This is a genomic window from Streptomyces sp. NPDC014764, assembly GCF_043082785.1.
GTDB lineage: Bacteria > Actinomycetota > Actinomycetes > Streptomycetales > Streptomycetaceae > Streptomyces > Streptomyces althioticus.
This window is the reverse complement of sequence record NZ_JBIBXY010000001.1, coordinates 204,244-223,316: the sequence shown is the minus strand read 5'-3', so window position 1 is coordinate 223,316 and position 19,073 is coordinate 204,244. Positions and strand designations below refer to the sequence as shown.

Genomic DNA, 19,073 nt, shown 5'->3' with positions numbered 1-19,073 from the left:
GCGGGGTCCGGGGCGGAGCCCCGGGAGGTCAGCTGTCCAGCCCGATGGCGAAGGCGGCCTCGAGGTCGTGCTGGGAGTACGTCCGGAACGCCACGTGCGTGTCCGTACCCTCCACTCCCGGGATCTTGCTGATGCTGCCGGGGATCACCTCGGCGAGATCCTCGTGCTCCCGCACCCGCACCATGGCGATCAGGTCGTACGTGCCGGTGACGGAGAAGACCTCGCTGACGCTGTCCAGCGCGGCGATCTGTTCCGCGATCTCGGGGATCCGGTCCACGCTGGTCTTGATGAGGACGATCGCGGTGATCACGGCTGGTTCTCTCCCTCGGGGGCCGGAGCAGGGGCGGACTTCACTGTAGTCGCCCCGCCGCGCCACACCCACGCGCAGCCGAAGCCCAGCGCGAAGCCCACCAGGTGCGCCAGATGGGCCACCCCGGGGCCGCCCTCCGGCGTCCGCCCGGCCGCCGCCCACTGCAGCGCCGCCCAGAACGGCAGCACCGCCCACGCGGGCAGCCGTACCGGCAGGAAGAAGGCGAACGGCAGGAGACTGGTGACCCGCCCGCGAGGGAACAGGAAGAGGAACGCCCCGAGCAGCGCCGAGATCGCCCCCGAGGCCCCGACCAGGGACCGCTCGGAGCCGGCGTTGGCGGCCGCGTATCCCAGCAGGGCCAGGTAGCCGCAGCCGGCGTAGCAGAGGGCGAACCGCACCCGGCCCATCCGTGCCTCGGTCAGCGGCCCGAACACGTGGAGGAACAGCATGTTGCCCAGCAGATGCACCCAGCTGCCGTGCACGAAGAGCGCCGTGGCGGGGGTGAGGACGGCCGCGGGGGACTCGTCGAACAGGTCTGCGGGGATCACGCCCCAGCGGCGGAAGTAGTCCTGCTGCGCTGCTAGCAGCTCCTCCCCGGAGCCGTACGCCGGATGCAGCCCCGAGGCCGGCCCGATCAGGAAGACCAGGCAGCACAGCACGATCAGGGTGCGGGTGACCGGGGCGGGCGTGGTCCTCAGCGCCCCTGCGGCCGCCGCGGTCCAGTTGCGGATCATGGGTACAGAGCATGACGTAACCGGACGCAACCATGCGGATCGCCTCGCCGCCGTGGACGGGCGGGCGGCGCGGGCCCCGCAGGCCGTAGGGTTACGAGCCACACGCACCGGCCGCCCGGTGCGTCAAGGACACTGGAGAAAGGCGAACAGCCACGATGACGGTTCCCCTGCCGACCGACTCGACGCGGTGGCGCTGCACCCTCTGCGGCAACCTCACCCGCTTCGACGTCACCCGCTCGTCGAAGGTCGTCGAGTACGTGCACCTCGACCTGGCCGGAGAGCCCAAGGTGGAGGAGCGCGAGGTGCTCGACGAGACGATCGAGTCGGTACGGTGCCGCTGGTGCAACGCCGTGGACCAGGTGGAACTCGTGGACAGGCCGGGCGCCGACTCCTGACACGGAGCCGGCCCCGCTGACGGCGGTCCCGCGGAAGGGGCCGCACACAGGCATTGGGGTGTGACGGATGGTGGAGACCACGGGCGGGGGGCCGCAGGACGGCGCCGCCGAGGTGCTCGACCGTCCGCTGCCCGACGGGGTACGCCGCAGGGTCGTCCAGATCGTCGCGGACGGCTTCGGCGGACTCACCGTCGCCGAGCTGCCCGCACAGCTGAGGCAGTACGCCCGGTTCACCCCGAACCGCCGCGCCAAGTTCGCCGGGAACGCGATGGCGGCGGCGCTGGAGACCGATCCGCTGTTCCGGCAGCGGATCGGGGAGAAGCTCAGAGAGGCCGAGCCGGAACTGACCGGCGCCCTCGACTCCGGCTCCCCGCCCCCGGCCGCGGACCCGCTCGACGTGGCGGCCGCGGCCTACGTGCTCCGCCCGCCGGGCTGGGTCAAGCTGGTCACCGCCGCCGGCGAGGAGGCCCAGCGGGCCGACGCCGAGCGCGCCGACGAGGAGACCCGCGCCGAGCTGGAGCGGCTGCGCGGCGAACTGGACCGCGCCCGCGAGCACACCCGCTCCGAGGCCGAGCGGCTGCGCGCCGAGCTGGACGCGGCGAAGAAGGAGACCGACTCCCTGCACCGCAAGCTGCGGTCCGCCCTCGCCGACGTCAAGCGCGGCGAGGCCGCCCTGCGCAAGCTGCGCGGCGAGATGGAGGCGGTGCGCGCCGAGGGCCAGGCCCAGGTGTCCGCCGCCGAGAGCGAGACCCGGCGCCTCAAGGCCCGGCTCGGGGAGACCGAGGCCGCCCTGGAGGCCGCCCGCCGCGCCGCCCGCGAGGGCCGCAGCGTCGAGGACATGCGCGTGCGGCTGCTGCTCGACACCGTGCTGGACGCCGCCCAGGGGCTGCGGCGCGAACTGGCGCTGCCTCCCGTGTCCGTGCGGCCCGCGGAGACCGTGGACGCCGTGGAGCCGGGCCGGATGACCCCCAAGGACATCGCCGCCCGCGCGCTCTCCGAGGACGACCCGGCCGTCCTCGACCAGCTCCTCGCCCTGCCGCAGGCGCATCTGGTCGTCGACGGCTACAACGTCACCAAGACCGGCTATCCGCAGATGCCGCTGGAGAAGCAGCGGCTGCGGCTGCTCGGCCAGCTCGCGCAGCTCGCCGCCCAGACCGGCGCCGAGGTCACCTGTGTCTTCGACGGCGCCGAACTGGCCGCGCCGGTGCTGCTGGCGCCGCCGCGCGGGGTGCGGGTGCTGTTCTCCAAGCCGGGCGTCACGGCCGACGAGCTCATCCGGCAGCTCGTGCGCGCCGAGCCGCCGGGGCGGCCGGTCATCGTGGTCTCCACCGACCGCGAGGTCGCCGACGGGGTCGCACGCGCCGGCGCACGCCCCGTGGCGTCAGTCGTGCTCCTCAAGAGGCTTTCCTGATATCTGATGCACGTCAGTCCCTCGTGCAACGTACAGGGCTAATGCCTGAATTGACGGAACCGTCACGCAACGTAGCGTCAAGAGGGTGTCACTGCAGGTGAGTTGTCACGGAATAAACGCGCTGTAGCGGAGATTTTGTGCCCAGGGATTTGAACTGATCACAAGAGAATCACTAGGGTCTGCCTTCGAACCCTCGCTCGCGCGATCACTCTCGAGAAGGAGCTCGTCTCCGTGGCGTCCCACCGTCGTCCCAAGCAGCCGAGCCGCGCACGCGTGACCGTGCTCACCACCGCCGCCGCTGCTGCTGTCGTCATGAGCTCGCAGGCCGCCAACGCGGCCCCCAGCGAGAAGCCGAGCAAGGACGAGGTCAAGGCCAAGGTCGACAAGCTCTACCAGCAGGCGGAGCAGGCCACCGAGAAGTACAACGGGGCCAAGGAGAAGCAGGAGAAGCTCCAGAAGGAGATCTCCACCATCCAGGACAACGTCGCCAAGGGGCAGCAGGAGCTCAACGACCTGCGCGACGGCCTCGGTTCGATGGCCAGCGCCCAGTACCGCAGCGGCGGCATCGACCCCTCCGTCCAGCTCTTCCTCTCCGCCGACCCGGACGACTACCTCGACAAGGCGTCCACCCTGGACCAGCTGAGCGCCCAGCAGGTCGACTCGCTGAAGAAGATCCAGGAGAAGCAGCGCGAACTGGCCCAGCAGCGCGCCGAGGCCGCCGAGAAGCTCAAGGACCTCTCCTCCACCCGGGCCGAACTGGGCAAGAAGAAGAAGGAGGTCCAGGGCAAGCTCTCCTCCGCGCAGAAGCTGCTCAACAGCCTGACCGCCGCGGAGAAGGCGCAGCTCGCCGAGGAGCAGAACCGCGCCACCCGCGCCAGCGAGCGCGACGCCCTGTCGGTCAACGTCCCGGCCGGGTCCGGCCGCGCCGCCGCCGCCTTCGCCGCCGCGCAGAGCAAGCTCGGCACCCCCTACGTCTACGGCGCCACCGGCCCGTCCTCCTTCGACTGCTCGGGCCTGACGTCCTGGGCGTACGCGCAGGCCGGCGTCGGCATCCCGCGCACCTCCGAGGCCCAGACCGGCGCCGGCACCAAGATCTACTCGGTGGACCAGCTCAAGGTCGGCGACCTCGTGTTCTTCTTCAACGACCTGCACCACGTGGGCCTCTACGCGGGCAACGGCCAGATCATCCACGCCCCCCGCACCGGCACCGTCGTGCGCTACGAGTCGATGAACACCATCGGCGGTCCCTTCATGTTCGGCGTCCGCGTCTGACCGATACCGCCCGAGGTGCCCCCGTTCGGGGGATTCCCGGCGGCCCCGCTCCACCCTCACGCCCCGCCTTGGCCCAGGTCAACGGCGGGGCGTCACCGTGCGTGCCGCCCTGGCCGTGGCTCCGCGGGCGGCCCCGGCGGCTACTGTCTGCCGCGTTTCCCTGTCCGCCAGCGGAAGGAGCGCGACTTCCCGTGGGGTCCCATCGCCGTAACGCACCGTCCTCAGGGCCCGAGCGGAGCACCGCCCTCGCCCTGGGCCTGCTCTCCGCGGCCGCCACCGCCCTCGGCGCGGTACCCGCCACGGCCGCGCCCCAGGAGGACACCCGGGCCGAGGTCGACCGCCTCTACCGCGAGGCCGAGAAGGCCACCGAGGCCTACAACGCGGCCGACGAGCGCGCCGACGCCCTGCGCCGGGAGATCGCCGACGCCCAGGAGGGCATCGCCCGCAAACAGCAGCGGGTCAACACCATGAGGGAGACGCTGGGTTCGCTCGCCGGCTCCCAGTACCGGTCCGGCGGCCTCGATCCCGCCCTCTCCCTGCTGCTCTCCGAGGACCCGGAGGACTACCTCCGGAAGGCCTCCGTCCTCGACCGGCTCGGCGTCCACCAGACCGCCGAGCTCAGGAAGCTCCGCGGCACCCTGCGCTCCCTGTCCCAGGACCGCGCCGAGGCCGGGAAACGGCTCGGCGCCCTCGAACGCAGCCGCACGGCCGCCGCCACCCACAAACGCACCGTGGAGCACAAGCTCGCCGAGGCCCGCCGGCTGCTCAACTCCCTCCCGGCCGGCGAACGCGCCGCCTGGGACCGTGCCTCCCGCTCCGGCCGCACCGACCTTCTCGGCCCCGGCGGCGCCCCCGCCTCCGGACGCGCGGCCGCCGCCGTCGCCGCCGCCCGCTCCGCCCTCGGCAGCCCCTACGTGTGGGGCGCCAACGGCCCCTCCGGCTTCGACTGCTCCGGGCTCACCCAGTGGGCGTACGCGCAGGCCGGTGTCGCACTGCCGCGCACCTCGCAGGCCCAGCGGTACGCCGGACGGCAGGTCCCGCTGTCCGAGGCCCGCCCCGGCGACCTGGTCCTCTACCGCTCCGACGCCTCCCACGTGGCGATGTACATGGGCAACGGCCAGGTGATCCACGCCCCCTACCCCGGCGCACCCGTGCGCTACGACCCGGTCGGCATGATGCCGGTCTCGTCGGTCACCAGGGTCTGACTCCCGCGGGCCCGCGCCCGTACCCTCGGAAAGGTGGCCGGTCGAGCGCGGGTGTCCCTCCAGGCGGCGGTGGCGGGGTTGTGCCTGCTGCTCGCCGCCCTCGTGGGATGCGGCGGCGGCCCCGCCGTGGACGCCGCCCGCGCGGAGGTCCAGTCGCTGCTCGACCGGCGTGCCGAGGCCGTCCTCGACCGTGACGCCGCCGCCTACGCCCGCACCGGCACCCGCGACGGCTTCGACAACCTGCGCGCGGTGCCCCTCGCGGACTGGTCCTACCGGCTCACCGCCCTGGACCGCACCGGCGACCGGGCCGTCGCCGCCGCCGACCTCAGCTACCGCGTCGACGGCCACGACCGTTCCCCGGTCGTCACCGCCCGCTCCCTGAGCCTCAGCCGGGACCAGGACGGCCACTGGTCGGTGGACTCCGACCGTCCGGCCGAGAAGTCCGGCGAGCAGCTCTGGGACCAGGGCAGGGCGCAGGCCGTACGCGGCGAACGCAGCCTGGTGCTGGGCGTCGGGCAGTCCGAGGAGACCCTGCGCGACTACGCCGGCCTCGCCGACCGTGCCGTGCCCGCCGTCTCCGACGCCTGGGGCCCCGAATGGGCGCGCAGCGTCGTCGTCCTCGTCCCGGAGACCCTGGAGGGCATGGCAGGCCTCCTGGGCTCGCCCCCGTCCTCCTACCGGGGCATCGCGGCCGTCACCACCGGGGCGACCGGAGGCGGACCGCGGGCGCCCGCGGACCGGGTGATCGTCAACCCGGACGCGTTCGGGCTGCTCGGCGACTCCGGACGGCAGGTCGTCCTCACCCACGAGACCGCGCACGTCGCCACCCGCGCCCACACCTCCGCGGCGACGCCGCTGTGGCTGTCCGAGGGGTACGCCGACTGGGCCGGCTACCGCGGCGTCGCCCGTGACCCCGCCGAGGCCGCGCCGGAACTCGCGCTCGCCGTCGGGCGGGGCGAGGCGCCGGACGCGCTCCCGGAGGACGAGGACTTCGGCTTCACCGGCGACGCGGACGGGCTGGCGCGGGCGTACGAGGGCAGTTGGCTGGCGTGCCGGATGATCGCGGAGCGGTGGGGGGAGGAGCGGCTGGGGGCGTTCTACCGCGCCGTGGGCGCGCACGAGGGGCGGGAGGGGGCCGTCGAGGATGCGATGCGGCGTGTGCTGGGGGTGACGCCGGAGGAGTTCACGCTCCAGTGGCGGGACTATGTGCGGGGGGTTCTGGCGGAGTGAGGGGTGCCCTCGGAAGGGCCGCGCAGTTCCCCGCGCCCCTGAGGGGTGTTACGAAGGCACCCTCGTTCGTTCCGCCCAGGACGGGCCCGGCGTGGAGGGAACTTCCCTCCGGCCCGGCACCGTCGCCCGCCACAAGGCGCAGGCCGCCAGCAGCGACGCCGTCACCAGGAGCCCGTTACGGACCGCCAGCAACGTGACGCCCAACGCGTCGCTCGCGACCACGTGGCCGAACCACACGGGGAACTCCAGCATCGTGACCGGGCACGCGGCCAGCACCAGGGCCGCCGGGCGGCCCATGCGGCTCTCCCGGAAGCAGAGGCACACCGCCGCGGTCCCCACCAGCCACACCATGTACTGAGGGCTGATCACCCGGCTCGTGACCGTGAACAGCAGCACCGCCGTGAACGCCGCGTCTGCCGCGGTGTACGGCGCGAACCGGGTCGCCAGCAGCCGCCACAGCACCAGCCAGGCCAGGGCGGCCCCGGTCAGGAACAGCGCCCCGGTGGACACCCAGCTCACATACGGACCGAGGAACTCCACGGAGCCGTAGTTCAGCAGCACCTCGCCGTCCCAGCCGTGGTGCCGGGCCACGTGGAACACCAGGGACCCCAGCGACTCCACCTCCGTGCCCCGGTCCCGCTGGAAGCCCAGGAACGCGAACGCGCCCGGCATCAGCACCGCGAACAGCCCGGCCACCACCACGCCCGTCACCGCCGCCGACACCCACGCGACGCGCCTGCGCACCGCGAGCAGCAGCAGCGCCGGCCACACCTTCAACAGCGCCCCGAACGCCATCAGCGCGCCGGCCAGCCGGGGATGCCGGCCGGCCGCGAGCAGCGCGGCCACCGCGACCGCGGTCACCATCACGTCGTAGCGGGCGTACACCGTCGGACCGAGCAGCGGAACGCCCGCCACCCACAGCCACGCCCCGCGGCGGGAGCGGCCCGTGCCGCGCGCCCCGCGCAGCAGCAGCGCCAGCGCCGCCGCGTCGGCCACCAGCGCCAGCACGAAGAAGGCGGTGGCGTACTCCAGGAACGGCAGCACGGCGGGGGAGAGGACGGCCAGGGCCGCGGCGGGCGGGTACTGCCAGGTCACGTCGTCCTGCGGAAACGTTCCGGTGACCAGGACGTCGTACCAGCCCCGGTAGATCACCGACACGTCGCTGGTGACGTCCGGGCCCGGGAAGACCACCACCTTCAGCACGCACAGCAGCAGCGCCGCGCGCGTCACGCCCCAGATCCCCAGCAGCCCAGCCAAGGACCCCCGTGCGGCCGTCGGTTCCACGTGATTCCTGCCCGTCCGGTGTGCGGTCGATGAGGGGCCATGATGTCCCGGAAGCCGGTGCACATGCCACCGAGCAGCGCCGTCGGCGGACGCACGACAACCGTTCGGTAGGGTCGGCGGCGATGCACAAGACCCTGATCGTCACCAACGACTTCCCGCCCCGTCCCGGCGGCATCCAGGCCTTCTTGCACAACATGGCGCTGCGCCTGGATCCGGAGCGCGTCGTCGTCTACGCGTCCACGTGGAAGCGCACCCGGGAGGGTGTCGAGGCGACCGCGGCCTTCGACGCCGAGCAGCCCTTCACCGTCGTCCGCGACCGTACGACGATGCTGCTGCCCACCCCGGCCGCCACCCGGCGGGCCGTGGGGCTGCTGCGCGAGCACGGCTGCACCTCGGTGTGGTTCGGGGCGGCGGCGCCGCTCGGCCTGATGGCGCCGGCGCTGCGCCGCGCGGGCGCCGGGCGGATCGTCGCCACCACCCACGGCCACGAGGCCGGCTGGGCCCAGCTGCCGGCCGCACGGCAGTTGCTGCGCCGGATCGGGGAGTCCACGGACACGATCACCTACCTGGGCGAGTACACCCGCTCCCGGATCGCCCGCGCCCTCACCCCGCAGGCCGCCGCCCGCATGGTGCAGCTGCCGCCCGGGGTCGACGAGAAGACCTTCCACCCCGGCTCGGGCGGGGACGAGGTGCGCGCCCGGCTCGGGCTGACGGACCGCCCGGTGGTCGTGTGCGTCTCGCGTCTCGTGCCGCGCAAGGGACAGGACACGCTGATCCGGGCGATGCCCGCGATCCTCGCCGCCGAGCCGGACGCCGTCCTGCTGGTCGTCGGCGGCGGCCCCTACGAGAAGGACCTGCGCCGCCTCGCCGCCGACACCGGCGTCGCCGCCTCCGTCCGCTTCACCGGCTCCGTCCCCTGGTCCGAGCTGCCCGCCCACTACGGCGCCGGCGACGTCTTCGCGATGCCCTGCAGGACCCGGCGCGGCGGCCTGGACGTGGAGGGCCTCGGCATCGTCTACCTGGAAGCGTCCGCGACCGGCCTCCCGGTCGTCGCCGGCGACTCCGGCGGCGCCCCGGACGCCGTCCTCGACGGCGAGACGGGCTGGGTGGTCCGCGGCGACTCGCCCGCCGAGACCGCGGAACGCGTCACCGCCCTCCTCGCCGACGGGGAACTGCGCCGCAGCATGGGCCGCCGAGGCCGGGAGTGGGTCGAGGAAAAGTGGCGCTGGGATCTCCTCGCCGACAACCTGAAGGCTCTCCTGTAAAGCGAAAGCCGCCCCAAAGGGCGGCTTTCGCTTCACAGGGGCGCGGGGAACTGCGCGCTCAGCCACGGAATACCCGCACCCGGCGCTGCAGAGGTGCCGCTGCGCCCACCCTCCCCCACTCTCGGCTTCGCTCGAGCGGGAGGTACCCCCATCGCCCCGAGCGGCACAACTGCCCGCAGCTGGGGCGGCACGCCCCTTCAGGGGCGCGGGGAACTGCGCGACCAGCCCTCACGAACCGGCACCCGCCAACGGCGAACAGAGCCGACCCGGTTGGCGCTACTTCGCGTAGATCGCCTCGATCTCGTGCGCATAATCCTTGGCCACAACATTCCGCTTCAGCTTCAGCGAAGGCGTCAAGTGCCCCGACTCCTCCGTGAACTGCGCCGGAAGAATCCGGAACTTCCGTACCGACTCCGCCTTCGACACCGCCGCGTTCCCGTCGTCCACCGCGTCCTGGATCGCCGCCAGCAGATCCGGGTCCTCGACCAGCGACGCCGCCGTCGACCCTTCCGGCTTGCCGTGCTCGGCGCACCAGCGGCCCAGGAACTCCTCGTCGACCGTGATGAGCGCGCCCACGAACGGCCGCCCGTCGCCGACCACCATGCACTCCGCGACCAGCGCGTGCGCCCGGATCCGGTCCTCGATGACCGCCGGGGCGACGTTCTTGCCGCCGGCCGTCACCAGGATCTCCTTCTTCCGGCCGGTGATCCGCAGGTAGCCGTCCTCGTCCAGGGTGCCGATGTCCCCGGAGTGGAACCAGCCGTCGGCCAGCGCCTCGGCGGTCGCGCCGGGGTTGTTCCAGTACTCCTTGAACAGGTGCTCGCCGTGCAGCAGCACCTCGCCGTCGTCCGCTATGCGCACGACCGAGCCGGGCAGCGGCTGGCCGACCGTGCCGATCTTCTGCCGGTCCCACGGGTTGAAGGCGGTGGCCGCGCAGGACTCGGTCAGGCCGTAGCCCTCCAGCACGCTGAAGCCGATCCCGCGGAAGAAGTGGCCGAGCCGCTCGCCGAGCGGGGCGCCGCCGGAGATGGCGTACTCGCCGCGTCCGCCCAGCACCGCGCGGAGCTTGCTGTAGACCAGCTTGTCGAAGACCTTGTGCTTGACCTTCAGTCCGAACGACGGGCCCGACGGGGAGTCCAGCGCCTGGCTCCAGGCGATCGCGGCGTCGGCCGCCTTGTCGAAGATCTTGCCCTTGCCGTCCGCCTGGGCCTTGGCGCGAGCCGAGTTGTAGACCTTCTCGAAGACCCGCGGCACGCCGAGGATCAGCGTCGGACGGAACGAGGCCAGCTCGTCGGTGAGGTTCTTGATGTCCGGGACGCAGCCCAGCTTGATCGGCGCCACCATCGGCGCGATCTGCACCATCCGCCCGAAGACGTGGGCGAGCGGCAGGAACAGCAGCACCGAGCACTCGCCGGTGCGGAACAGCGGACGCAGCCGCTCCACGATGTTGCCGCACTCGGCGAAGAAGTTGCGGTGGGTGAGCACACAGCCCTTGGGGCGGCCGGTGGTGCCTGAGGTGTAGACGATGGTCGCCGGGTCGTCGGCCTTGGCGACCGAACAACGCTCCTCGACCGTCTCGTCGCCGACGTCCGCGCCGAGACGGCCCAGCTCCTCCAGGCCGCCGCCCTCGATCTGCCACACGTTCTTCAGCCCGGGCAGCCGGTCGCGCACGGACTCCACGGTCGCCGTGTGCGAGTCGAGCTCCACCAGGCAGGCGGTGGCACCGGAGTCACCGAGGATCCACGCGACCTGCTCCGCCGAACTGGTCTCGTACACCGGCACGGTGATCGCGCCGGCGCTCCAGATCGCGAAGTCGAGCAGCGTCCACTCGTAACGGGTGCGGGACATCAGGCCGACCCGGTCACCGGGCTGCACGCCCGCCGCGATCAAGCCCTTGGCGGCGGCCCGCACCTCCGCGAGGAAGGTGGTGGCCGTCACGTCCTGCCACGTGCCGGCGACCTTGCGGGCCATGACGGCGACATCAGGATGCTGCGCGGCGTTTCGGCGGACGATGTCGGTCATGTTGCCGTCCGCGGGGACCTCGTACAGGGCCGGAAGGCTGAACTCGCGCAAGACTGCTGCTCCTCTTAGGGCGCCGGCGCCACGACGTTGTGCGATGCGACGGTGCGGTCCAAGGCTCGGGCGGGTGCTCGCGAATTCACTGGTTGAAATCCCGAGCACGACTGGACTGCCCGGACGTTACCCGCCGGTATGCCTGTCACGACAGGGGGCCCTGCCAGATGTTCGCTGCGTCACACAGCTTGGTGTTTCATTGCGCACAGTAGTGCACCGCGGATCCGGCGAGCCAGTAACCGCAGGTAGGACCGCCATTGTTCACGTATGCCCCACAGGATTACGCTTGATCGCCATGGCATCCTCTCCCGGCGGCGGCCGCGGCACCCGCGTCCACGTGGTCAGCGACGTACACGGCAACGCGGCAGACCTGGCCCGCGCCAAGGAGGGCGCCGACGCCCTGGTCTGCCTCGGTGACCTGGTGCTGTTCCTCGACTACGCCGACCACTCGCGCGGCATCTTCCCCGACCTGTTCGGCACGGAGAACGCCGACCGCATCGTGCAGCTGCGCACCGCCCGCCGCTTCGAGGAGGCGCGCGACTTCCAGCGCGGGCTGTGGGCCGGCATCGGCGTCGACCGCGCGACGGCGATCGAGACGGCGGTGCGCAAACAGTACGCGGAGCTGTTCGCCGCCTTCCCCACTCCTACGTACGCCACCTACGGCAACGTCGACGTGCCGCCCCTGTGGCGTGAGTACGCCGGGCCCGGCACCACCGTGCTCGACGGGCAGCGGGTGGAGATCGGCGGCTGGACCTTCGGCTTCGTCGGCGGCGGCCTGCGCACCCCGATGCGCACGCCGTACGAGATCGACGACGAGGAGTACGCGGCGAAGATCGAGGCCGTAGGCGAGGTCGACGTGCTGTGCACGCACATCCCGCCGGAGGTCCCGGAGCTGGTCTACGACACCGTCGCCCGCCGCTTCGAGCGCGGCAGCACGGCCCTGCTGGAGGCGATACGCCGCACCCGGCCCCGCTACTCGCTGTTCGGGCACGTCCACCAGCCGCTGGTGCGGCGGATGCGGATCGGCGCCACCGAATGCGTCAACGTGGGGCACTTCGCGAGCACCGGCCGGCCCTGGGCGCTGGAGTTCTGAGACGCCCCAGGACGCCGACGCCCCAGGTCGGGTGATCTCGGTACGGGCGGTGCGCGGTAGCCTTCCGCTGCACGCGCGTGCGCTGTCCGGCCCACGCACGGTGAGGACGACCTACCGGCCCGCATCTGGAGGAGCCACGGCGATGGCGGAACACACCAGCTCGAGCATCACCATCGAGGCGGCACCGGCCGACGTGATGGGGGTGATCGCCGACTTCGCCCGCTATCCCGAGTGGACGGGAGAGGTGAAGGAGGCCGAGGTCCTCGAGACCGACGCCGAGGGCCGCGCCGAGCAGGTGCGCCTGGTCATGGACGCCGGCGCGATCAAGGACGACCAGACCCTGGCGTACACCTGGAGCGGCCCGCACGAGGTCTCCTGGACCCTGGTGAAGTCCCAGATGCTCCGCTCCCTCGACGGCTCCTACGTCCTCAGCCCGGCCGGCGCGGACACCACCGAGGTCACCTACCGCCTGACCGTCGACGTCAAGATCCCGATGCTCGGCATGATCAAGCGCAAGGCGGAGAAGGTCATCATCGACCGCGCCCTGGCGGGCCTGAAGAAGCGCGTGGAGTCCGGGATCAGCCCCTCCGGCGCTTGAGGAGCGGGGGCCGGGGCGGAGCCCTGTGACGGCCGGTCCCGGTAGCGTTCACCCTCATGCGCACCCTCCTGATCACCGGCCCCGGCGGCAGCGGCCGCACCACTGTCGCGGCCGCCACCGCGTTCGCCGCCGCCCGTGAGGGCGCCCGCACGCTGCTGCTGGGGACCGATCCGGGGGACACCCTGGGGCAGGTCCTCGGGGACGCGGACCTCCCCGGGCTCACCGTGCGGCGGGTCGACGCGGACGCGGGGTTCCGGGCCGACCTCGCCGCGTTGCAGGAGCGCGCGGGCGGTGCGCTGGACCTGCTCGGCGCCTCCCGCCTGGTGCCCGAGGAGACCGGCTCCCTCCCCGGCGCGGAGGAGCTCGCCGTGCTGCGCGCCCTGAGGGACGCCGCCGCCTCCGAGGACGCCTACGACCTCCTCGTCGTCGACCTGCCCGCCGCCCCCCGCGCGCTCCCCCTCCTCGCCCTGCCCGAGGAGCTCCGCCGCGTCCTGCGCCGCCTGCTGCCGCCCGAACGGCAGGCCGCCCGCGCGCTGCGCCCGGTGCTCGGGCGGCTCGCGGGCGTCCCGATGCCCGCGGAGTGGATCTACGAGACGGCCGCCCGCCTCGACCTTCAGCTCGCCGTCGTCGAGGCCCTCCTCACCGACCGCGGCACCGCCGTACGCCTGGTCGCCGAACCGGGGCCCGCCGGCGCCGACGCCCTGCGCACCGCCGCCCTCGGCGTCGCCCTGCGCGGCCTGCGCCTGGACGCCGTCGTCGCCAACCGCGTCCTGCCGGAGAGCGAGGCGGCGGGCTGGCTCGCCGAGCCCGTCGCCCAGCAGCGCAAGGCGCTCGACGAATGGCGCGAGGAGCACACCGTGCGCACCGTCGCCCACCTCGGCCGCGACCCGCGCGGCGCCGACGACCTGGCCGCCCTGGCGGCACCCGCCGCCCCCGCGGTCACCGGCCCGGTCCGCTGGCCGGTCGCCGACCGGATCGCCGAGGACGGCGTCCTGGTCTGGCACCTCCCCCTGCCCGGCGCCCGTCGCGACGCCCTCGACCTCGTCCGCCGCGACGACGAACTGACCGTCACCGCCGGGCCGTTCCGCCGCGTCGTCCCGCTGCCCTCCGCCCTGCGCCGCTGCACCGTCGACGGCGCCGCCCTCCGCGAGGGCGAGCTGCGCATCCGTTTCCGGCCCGATCCGGAGCTCTGGCCGCGCACCCGGTGAAGCCTCGACGGCCGTTCGGGTACCGTCGAGGGGGCCACCCGCAGTCAAGGAGTCCGTCATGAGCGAACAGCTCCCCCCGCCCGACGACACCGCGAACGAGGCCGGGGACGAAACCTTCGGCAAGCGGGCCGACGACGCCCGGGGCGACCGCGCCGAGGCGCCCGCCGAAGCCCCCTCCGAGGTACACGACGACGCCTGGGCCACCGCCGCCGCCGAGGACCTGGAAGCCGAGCGTGCCCGCCGCCGCGCCGGCCACGGCACGCCCCCCGGCTCCGCCGCCGAAGAGTTCAGGAAGCTCGTCGACGCGGTCGCCGGCAAACTCTCCGACCTCCAGTCACCGCTGCTCGGCGCGGTCGCCGGACCCGCCGCCCAGCAGGTCGTCCGCCAGGTCGTGCAGCAGGCGAAGGCCGCCGTCGAACCCGTCATCGAACGCAACCCGGACGTCTTCGACCACCTCGCCGCCGCAGGCAGCGAACTCCTCGCCGCCTACCGCTCCGCCGTGCAGGACCAGGAGCGCCGCTGGACGGCGCGCGACACCCCGCCGAGCGCTCCCGAGGAGCGCCGCGACCCCGGTGACGACCCCGGCACCGGCCCCGGCGAGCGCATCGACCTCGACTGAGTGCCGCCCGGACCCCTCGGCGGTTCCGGGCCGCCCGGCCTGCGGACACAGGGACGGCGCGCCCGTCACCTCGGGTACCGTTGGCGTAGCGGGGCTCGACCGAAACTGAGGGATTCATGGGACTCACCATCGGCGTCGACATCGGCGGCACGAAGATCGCGGCCGGCGTGGTCGACGAGGAAGGCACCATCCTCTCGACACACAAGGTGCCGACCCCGGGCACCCCCGAGGAGATCGTGGACGCCATCGCCTCCGCGGTGGAGGGGGCACGCGCAGGACACGACATCGTCGGCGTGGGCATCGGCGCGGCCGGATACGTCAACCGCCAGCGCTCCGAGGTCTACTTCGCCCCCAACATCCACTGGCGCAACGAGCCGCTCAAGGAGAAGGTCGAGGCCCGCGTGGGCCTCCCGGTCGTCGTGGAGAACGACGCCAACGCGGCGGCCTGGGGCGAATACAAGTTCGGCGCGGGCAAAGGCCACCGCAACGTCATCTGCATCACCCTGGGCACCGGCCTCGGCGGCGGCGTGATCATCGGCAACAAGCTGCGCCGCGGCCACTTCGGCGTGGCCGCCGAGTTCGGCCACATCCGCATGGTGCCGGACGGCCTGCTGTGCGGCTGCGGCTCGCAGGGCTGCTGGGAGCAGTACGCCTCCGGCCGCGCCCTCGTCCGCTACGCCAAGCAGCGCGCCAACGCCACCCCCGAGCAGGCCCAGACGCTGCTCGCCCTCGGCGACGGCACCCCCGAGGGCATCGAGGGCAAGCACGTCTCCATGGCGGCCCGCCAGGGCGACCGGGTGGCCGTCGACTCCTACCGCGAGCTGGCCCGCTGGGTCGGCGCGGGCCTGGCCGACCTCGCCTCCCTGTTCGACCCGTCCGCGTTCATCGTCGGCGGCGGCCTCTCCGACGAGGGCGAGCTGGTCCTCGGACCGATCCGCAAGTCGTACCGCCGCTGGCTGGTCGGCGGGAACTGGCGTCCCGTCGCGGACGTCCTCGGCGCCCAGCTCGGCAACAAGGCCGGCCTGGTCGGCGCGGCCGACCTCGCCCGCGAGCCCGACCCCGTCATGTGACGGCCCATCGGCACCCGGCCGGCGCCCGCCCGACCCCCCGAAGGGAACGGCGGGCGTCGCCGTTCCCGGCAGGCCCCCGCGGCGTATCTTGATCCGCATGGCGACGACTGAGCTGCTGCCAGGGTCCCGCACCGACGCCGACGGCTCGGCCGTCGTCCGGGTCCTCAGCTACAACATCCGCTCGATGAAGGACGACACCGCCGCCCTCGCCCGGGTGATCGGCGCCTGCGCGCCCGACCTGGTGCTGCTGCAGGAGGCGCCGCGCTTCTTCCGCTGGCGCAAGAAGCTCGCCCGGCTCGCCTCCGACTCCGGACTGGTGATCCTCTCCGGCGGCGCGACCGCGGCCGGACCCGCCCTGCTGTGCTCCCTGCGGGCCACCGTCGAACGCACCGAGGACGTGCTGCTGCCGCTGACCCCCGGCCGGCACCGGCGCGGCTTCGCCACCGCCGTCGTACGGTTCGGCGGCGCCCGCCTCGGCGTGCTCGGCTGCCATCTGTCCCTGGAGAAGACCGAGCGGTACGAGCAAGGCGGGATGCTGCTGGACCGGGTGGCCGGGATGGGCGTGGACCACGCCGTCGCGGGCGGGGACCTCAACGACGAGCCGTCCGGGCGCACCTTCCGCCGGCTGGCCGGCACCCTCACGGACTGCCGCACCGCCGCGCCCTGGGGCGGCGAGCACACCTGGACCCGCACCGACCCGCCCAAGCGCATCGACGCCCTGTTCGTCACCGAGGGCGTCGAGGTGCTGGGCTGCGGCGTCCCCCACGACCAGCCCGGAGTCACGGAGGCGGACCTGCGGGCGGCGACCGACCACCTGCCCCTGCTGGCCGCCCTCAAGGTCCCGGCAGCCGTCTGAGCACCGTCAGACCACGGCGCCGCGGCCCGGGTCCTCGTCGTCCTCGTCGTCCGTGCGCATGCGCATCACCAGCGTGAGCGCGCCGCCCAGGAAGCCGCCGATGCACGCGGTGGTCAGCCACCAGGTCATCTCCCAGCCCAGCAGTATCGCCAGCAGGAGCAGCACCGGCGCGCCCAGCACCCCCAGCCAGGCGAACCTGGAGGTCGCGTCGGCCTCCGGCAGCGGCGGCGGCTCCGGCGGCACGAAGTGCCCCTCGTCGCTCTCGTCGAGGTCCTCCTCGGCCGGCTCCGGCACGCTGTAGTCACGCGGCCCGACCCCCGGCGCGAACGCCACCGAGCCGCCCAGCGGCCTGGCCGGCGGCTCCTCCTCCGCCTCCCGCGGGGGCGCCTTGGTCCCGACGCCGTCCGCGCCGTCCTCGTCGTTGGTCTCGGACTCCAGCAGCGCCAGGTCCTCCACCGACTTGAAGGGCTTGGCGCCCGGCGGGTCCGGCGGCTCCTCGCCGTAGCCGGCGACGATCGCCTCCCACGCGGCGGCCTCGTCGAAGGGGACGCCCTTCTCCTCCGGCTCGCGGCCCTCACGGTCCGAGTCGTGGTCAGCCACCTGCGGTCGTCCCTTCCTTGCCGAGACCGGGCTCCCTGACGGCGCCGGGTGCGAGCCGGCCGATGAACGCGGTGCTCTCCCGGAAGATCAGCTCCGCGTCGTAGTCCAACGTCGCCACGTGGTAGCTCTGTTCCAGCAGGACCTCCGACACGTCCGTCGACGACACCCGGGACAGGATCCGCGCCGAGTCCGCCGGGGGCACCACATGGTCCTGCGGGCTGCGCATCAGCAGCAGCGGCTGCGTGACCTGCGGCAGCTCACCGTCGACCATCCGGAAGAAGTTCCGCAGGGAGTGCGCCGCGTGCAGCGGCACCCGGTCGTACCCCAGCTCCCGGGTCACCGGCTTGGCGATGTCGCTGGCGATGCCCTTGGTCGCCGGGACGAGATGGCGCAGCACCGGAAGGGCGTGCGCCGCCACTCCGTGCACCTTGTTCGCCGGGTTGACCACCATCACCCCGCTCACCGCGTCACCGTGGAGCGCCGCCAGCCGCAGCGCCAGCGCGCCGCCCATCGACAGCCCGGCCACGAACACCCGCGCCGAACGGTCCCGCAGCAGCCGCAGCTCGCGGTCCACCTCCGCGTACCAGTCCTGCCAGCCCGTCACCCGCAGGTCCTCCCAGCGGGTGCCGTGCCCGGGCAGCAGCGGCAGCGACACGGTCAGCCCGCGCTCGGCGAGATGCTCCGCCCACGGCCGCACGGACTGCGGCGAACCGGTGAAGCCGTGGCAGAGGAGGACCGCGGTCTCCCCGCCCTCGTGGCGGAACGGCTCGGCTCCGGTCAGCAGCGGCACCTTCGGCCTCCTGTTCCTGGGACTTCCCTCGGACTCGTGGACGGTCCGGCACGTCGTCCCGGCCGGCGCGGGGCCGGCGCGGCAATTGCAGGACCTTCACCGTACGCGACCGCACTGACACCGACCAGGGCCGTCGGGGCCTTCGGCGCCGCTGCGGGATATGGTCTGACCAACACGCACAGGAGGCACTCGGTTGTTGTACGGCACGATGAAGGTCGCCATCGGAGGGCCGCTGAAGCTCGCCTTCAGGCCCTGGGTGGAGGGCATGGAGAACATCCCGGCCGAGGGGCCCGCCATTCTGGCCAGCAACCACCTGTCGTTCTCGGACTCCTTCTTCCTCCCCGCGGTGCTCGACCGCAAGGTCACCTTCATCGCGAAGGCCGAGTACTTCACCACTCCGGGCGTCAAAGGCAGGATGACGGCGGCCTTCTTCAAGGGCGTCGGCCAGCTCCCCGTCGACCGCTCCGGGGCGCGCGGCGCCGGCGAGGCGGCGATCAGGAGCGGCATAGAGGTGCTGGAGCGCGGCGAGCTGTTCGGGATCTACCCCGAGGGCACCCGCTCGCCCGACGGCCGCCTCTACCGCGGCAAGCCGGGCGGCCTGGCGCGCGTGGCGCTGGCCACTGGGGCGCCCGTCGTCCCGGTCGCCATGATCGACACGGAGAAGATCCAGCCCCCCGGGCAGGTCATGCCCAAGCTGATGCGCCCGGGCATCCGGATCGGCGAGCCCCTCGACTTCACCCGCTACCAGGGCATGGAGCACGACCGCTTCGTGCTCCGCGCGGTGACGGACGAGGTCATGTACGAGATCATGAAGCTGTCCGGCCAGGAGTACGTCGACATGTACGCCACCGCCATGAAGCGGCAGCTCGCCGAGGCGGCCAAGGCCGAGAGGGAAGCCGAGAAGGCCGAGAGGGAAGCGGAGAAGGCCGCCAGGGCCGCCGTCGCCCGGGCCGACAGGGAGCAGGCGGAGAAGGTCAGGGCGGCGATGGAGCAGACGGACCGGGGACAGACCGGGGGACCGTCCGAGCCGTAGCCGGGCCGGGCACGCACCGGGGGGAGT

Annotated in this window: 19 protein-coding genes; 13 read left to right on the top strand and 6 right to left on the bottom strand. The window is 73.2% G+C overall.

Annotated features, from left to right (window positions below; translation table 11 throughout):
* Window positions 1-28: 28 nt before the first annotated feature.
* Both ACF1AG_RS01010 and ACF1AG_RS01005 read right to left on the bottom strand, forming a co-directional pair.
* Window positions 29-310, bottom strand: a complete 282-nt coding sequence (locus tag ACF1AG_RS01010; RefSeq protein WP_033272950.1) for an Lrp/AsnC family transcriptional regulator — start codon at window positions 308-310, stop codon at window positions 29-31.
* Window positions 307-1,044, bottom strand: a complete 738-nt coding sequence (locus ACF1AG_RS01005; RefSeq protein WP_359603249.1) for a rhomboid family intramembrane serine protease — start codon at window positions 1,042-1,044, stop codon at window positions 307-309. Before ACF1AG_RS01005 ends, ACF1AG_RS01010 begins: the two co-directional genes overlap by 4 nt.
* Before the next feature lie 155 nt (window positions 1,045-1,199).
* Between ACF1AG_RS01005 and ACF1AG_RS01000 the strand changes: the two genes are divergently transcribed.
* From ACF1AG_RS01000 to ACF1AG_RS00980, 5 genes are all read left to right on the top strand, one after another.
* Complete coding sequence (locus ACF1AG_RS01000; protein WP_033272952.1) at window positions 1,200-1,439, top strand: hypothetical protein; 240 nt, start codon at window positions 1,200-1,202, stop codon at window positions 1,437-1,439.
* Window positions 1,440-1,506: 67 nt separating this feature from the next.
* On the top strand, window positions 1,507-2,850 hold the full coding sequence (locus ACF1AG_RS00995) for an NYN domain-containing protein (RefSeq protein WP_359603251.1): 1,344 nt from the start codon (window positions 1,507-1,509) through the stop codon (window positions 2,848-2,850).
* 231 nt (window positions 2,851-3,081) lie between these two features.
* Window positions 3,082-4,122, top strand: a complete 1,041-nt coding sequence (locus tag ACF1AG_RS00990) for an NlpC/P60 family protein (RefSeq protein WP_359603252.1) — start codon at window positions 3,082-3,084, stop codon at window positions 4,120-4,122.
* 191 nt (window positions 4,123-4,313) lie between these two features.
* Window positions 4,314-5,327 (top strand): NlpC/P60 family protein, encoded by a 1,014-nt coding sequence (locus tag ACF1AG_RS00985; protein ID WP_359603254.1) that lies wholly within the window; start codon window positions 4,314-4,316, stop codon window positions 5,325-5,327.
* A 33-nt stretch (window positions 5,328-5,360) separates the two neighbouring features.
* Complete coding sequence (locus tag ACF1AG_RS00980; protein WP_359603256.1) at window positions 5,361-6,557, top strand: hypothetical protein; 1,197 nt, start codon at window positions 5,361-5,363, stop codon at window positions 6,555-6,557.
* 48 nt (window positions 6,558-6,605) lie between these two features.
* Here the strand turns inward: ACF1AG_RS00980 and ACF1AG_RS00975 are convergent, their stop codons facing one another.
* On the bottom strand, window positions 6,606-7,841 hold the full coding sequence (locus ACF1AG_RS00975) for a glycosyltransferase 87 family protein (RefSeq protein WP_387794692.1): 1,236 nt from the start codon (window positions 7,839-7,841) through the stop codon (window positions 6,606-6,608).
* 122 nt (window positions 7,842-7,963) lie between these two features.
* Between ACF1AG_RS00975 and ACF1AG_RS00970 the strand changes: the two genes are divergently transcribed.
* Window positions 7,964-9,106 carry a glycosyltransferase family 4 protein gene (locus ACF1AG_RS00970; protein ID WP_359603260.1) on the top strand — a complete coding sequence of 381 codons (1,143 nt, stop codon included), beginning with the start codon at window positions 7,964-7,966 and terminating at the stop codon, window positions 9,104-9,106.
* Window positions 9,107-9,382: 276 nt separating this feature from the next.
* On the opposite strand, the gene ACF1AG_RS00965 is transcribed toward ACF1AG_RS00970, so the two are convergent.
* Window positions 9,383-11,179, bottom strand: coding sequence for an AMP-dependent synthetase/ligase (locus ACF1AG_RS00965; protein WP_359603946.1), 1,797 nt, complete (start codon window positions 11,177-11,179; stop codon window positions 9,383-9,385).
* 295 nt (window positions 11,180-11,474) lie between these two features.
* On the opposite strand from ACF1AG_RS00965, the gene ACF1AG_RS00960 reads away from it, so the two are divergent.
* The 6 genes from ACF1AG_RS00960 (at window position 11,475) to ACF1AG_RS00935 (ending at window position 16,623) form a co-directional block, all read left to right on the top strand.
* Window positions 11,475-12,272: a metallophosphoesterase gene (locus ACF1AG_RS00960; protein ID WP_359603948.1), complete on the top strand. Its 798-nt coding sequence runs from the start codon at window positions 11,475-11,477 to the stop codon at window positions 12,270-12,272.
* A 142-nt stretch (window positions 12,273-12,414) separates the two neighbouring features.
* Window positions 12,415-12,870 (top strand): SRPBCC family protein, encoded by a 456-nt coding sequence (locus tag ACF1AG_RS00955; RefSeq protein WP_359603950.1) that lies wholly within the window; start codon window positions 12,415-12,417, stop codon window positions 12,868-12,870.
* A 56-nt stretch (window positions 12,871-12,926) separates the two neighbouring features.
* Window positions 12,927-14,078: an ArsA-related P-loop ATPase gene (locus ACF1AG_RS00950; protein ID WP_359603952.1), complete on the top strand. Its 1,152-nt coding sequence runs from the start codon at window positions 12,927-12,929 to the stop codon at window positions 14,076-14,078.
* A 58-nt stretch (window positions 14,079-14,136) separates the two neighbouring features.
* Window positions 14,137-14,697 (top strand): DUF5304 domain-containing protein, encoded by a 561-nt coding sequence (locus ACF1AG_RS00945; RefSeq protein ID WP_359603954.1) that lies wholly within the window; start codon window positions 14,137-14,139, stop codon window positions 14,695-14,697.
* Between the two features lie 116 nt (window positions 14,698-14,813).
* Window positions 14,814-15,767 carry an ROK family glucokinase gene (locus ACF1AG_RS00940; protein WP_359603956.1) on the top strand — a complete coding sequence of 318 codons (954 nt, stop codon included), beginning with the start codon at window positions 14,814-14,816 and terminating at the stop codon, window positions 15,765-15,767.
* 97 nt (window positions 15,768-15,864) lie between these two features.
* Window positions 15,865-16,623 (top strand): endonuclease/exonuclease/phosphatase family protein, encoded by a 759-nt coding sequence (locus ACF1AG_RS00935; protein WP_359603957.1) that lies wholly within the window; start codon window positions 15,865-15,867, stop codon window positions 16,621-16,623.
* A gap of 6 nt (window positions 16,624-16,629) precedes the next feature.
* Here ACF1AG_RS00935 and ACF1AG_RS00930 read toward each other — a convergent pair whose 3' ends face one another.
* Entirely contained in the window at window positions 16,630-17,223 is a 594-nt protein-coding gene (locus ACF1AG_RS00930; RefSeq protein WP_359603959.1) for a hypothetical protein, read from the bottom strand.
* On the bottom strand, window positions 17,216-18,013 hold the full coding sequence (locus ACF1AG_RS00925; RefSeq protein WP_359603961.1) for an alpha/beta fold hydrolase: 798 nt from the start codon (window positions 18,011-18,013) through the stop codon (window positions 17,216-17,218). Before ACF1AG_RS00925 ends, ACF1AG_RS00930 begins: the two co-directional genes overlap by 8 nt.
* A gap of 208 nt (window positions 18,014-18,221) precedes the next feature.
* On the opposite strand from ACF1AG_RS00925, the gene ACF1AG_RS00920 reads away from it, so the two are divergent.
* Window positions 18,222-19,046 carry a lysophospholipid acyltransferase family protein gene (locus tag ACF1AG_RS00920; protein WP_359603988.1) on the top strand — a complete coding sequence of 275 codons (825 nt, stop codon included), beginning with the start codon at window positions 18,222-18,224 and terminating at the stop codon, window positions 19,044-19,046.
* Window positions 19,047-19,073 lie beyond the last annotated feature (27 nt).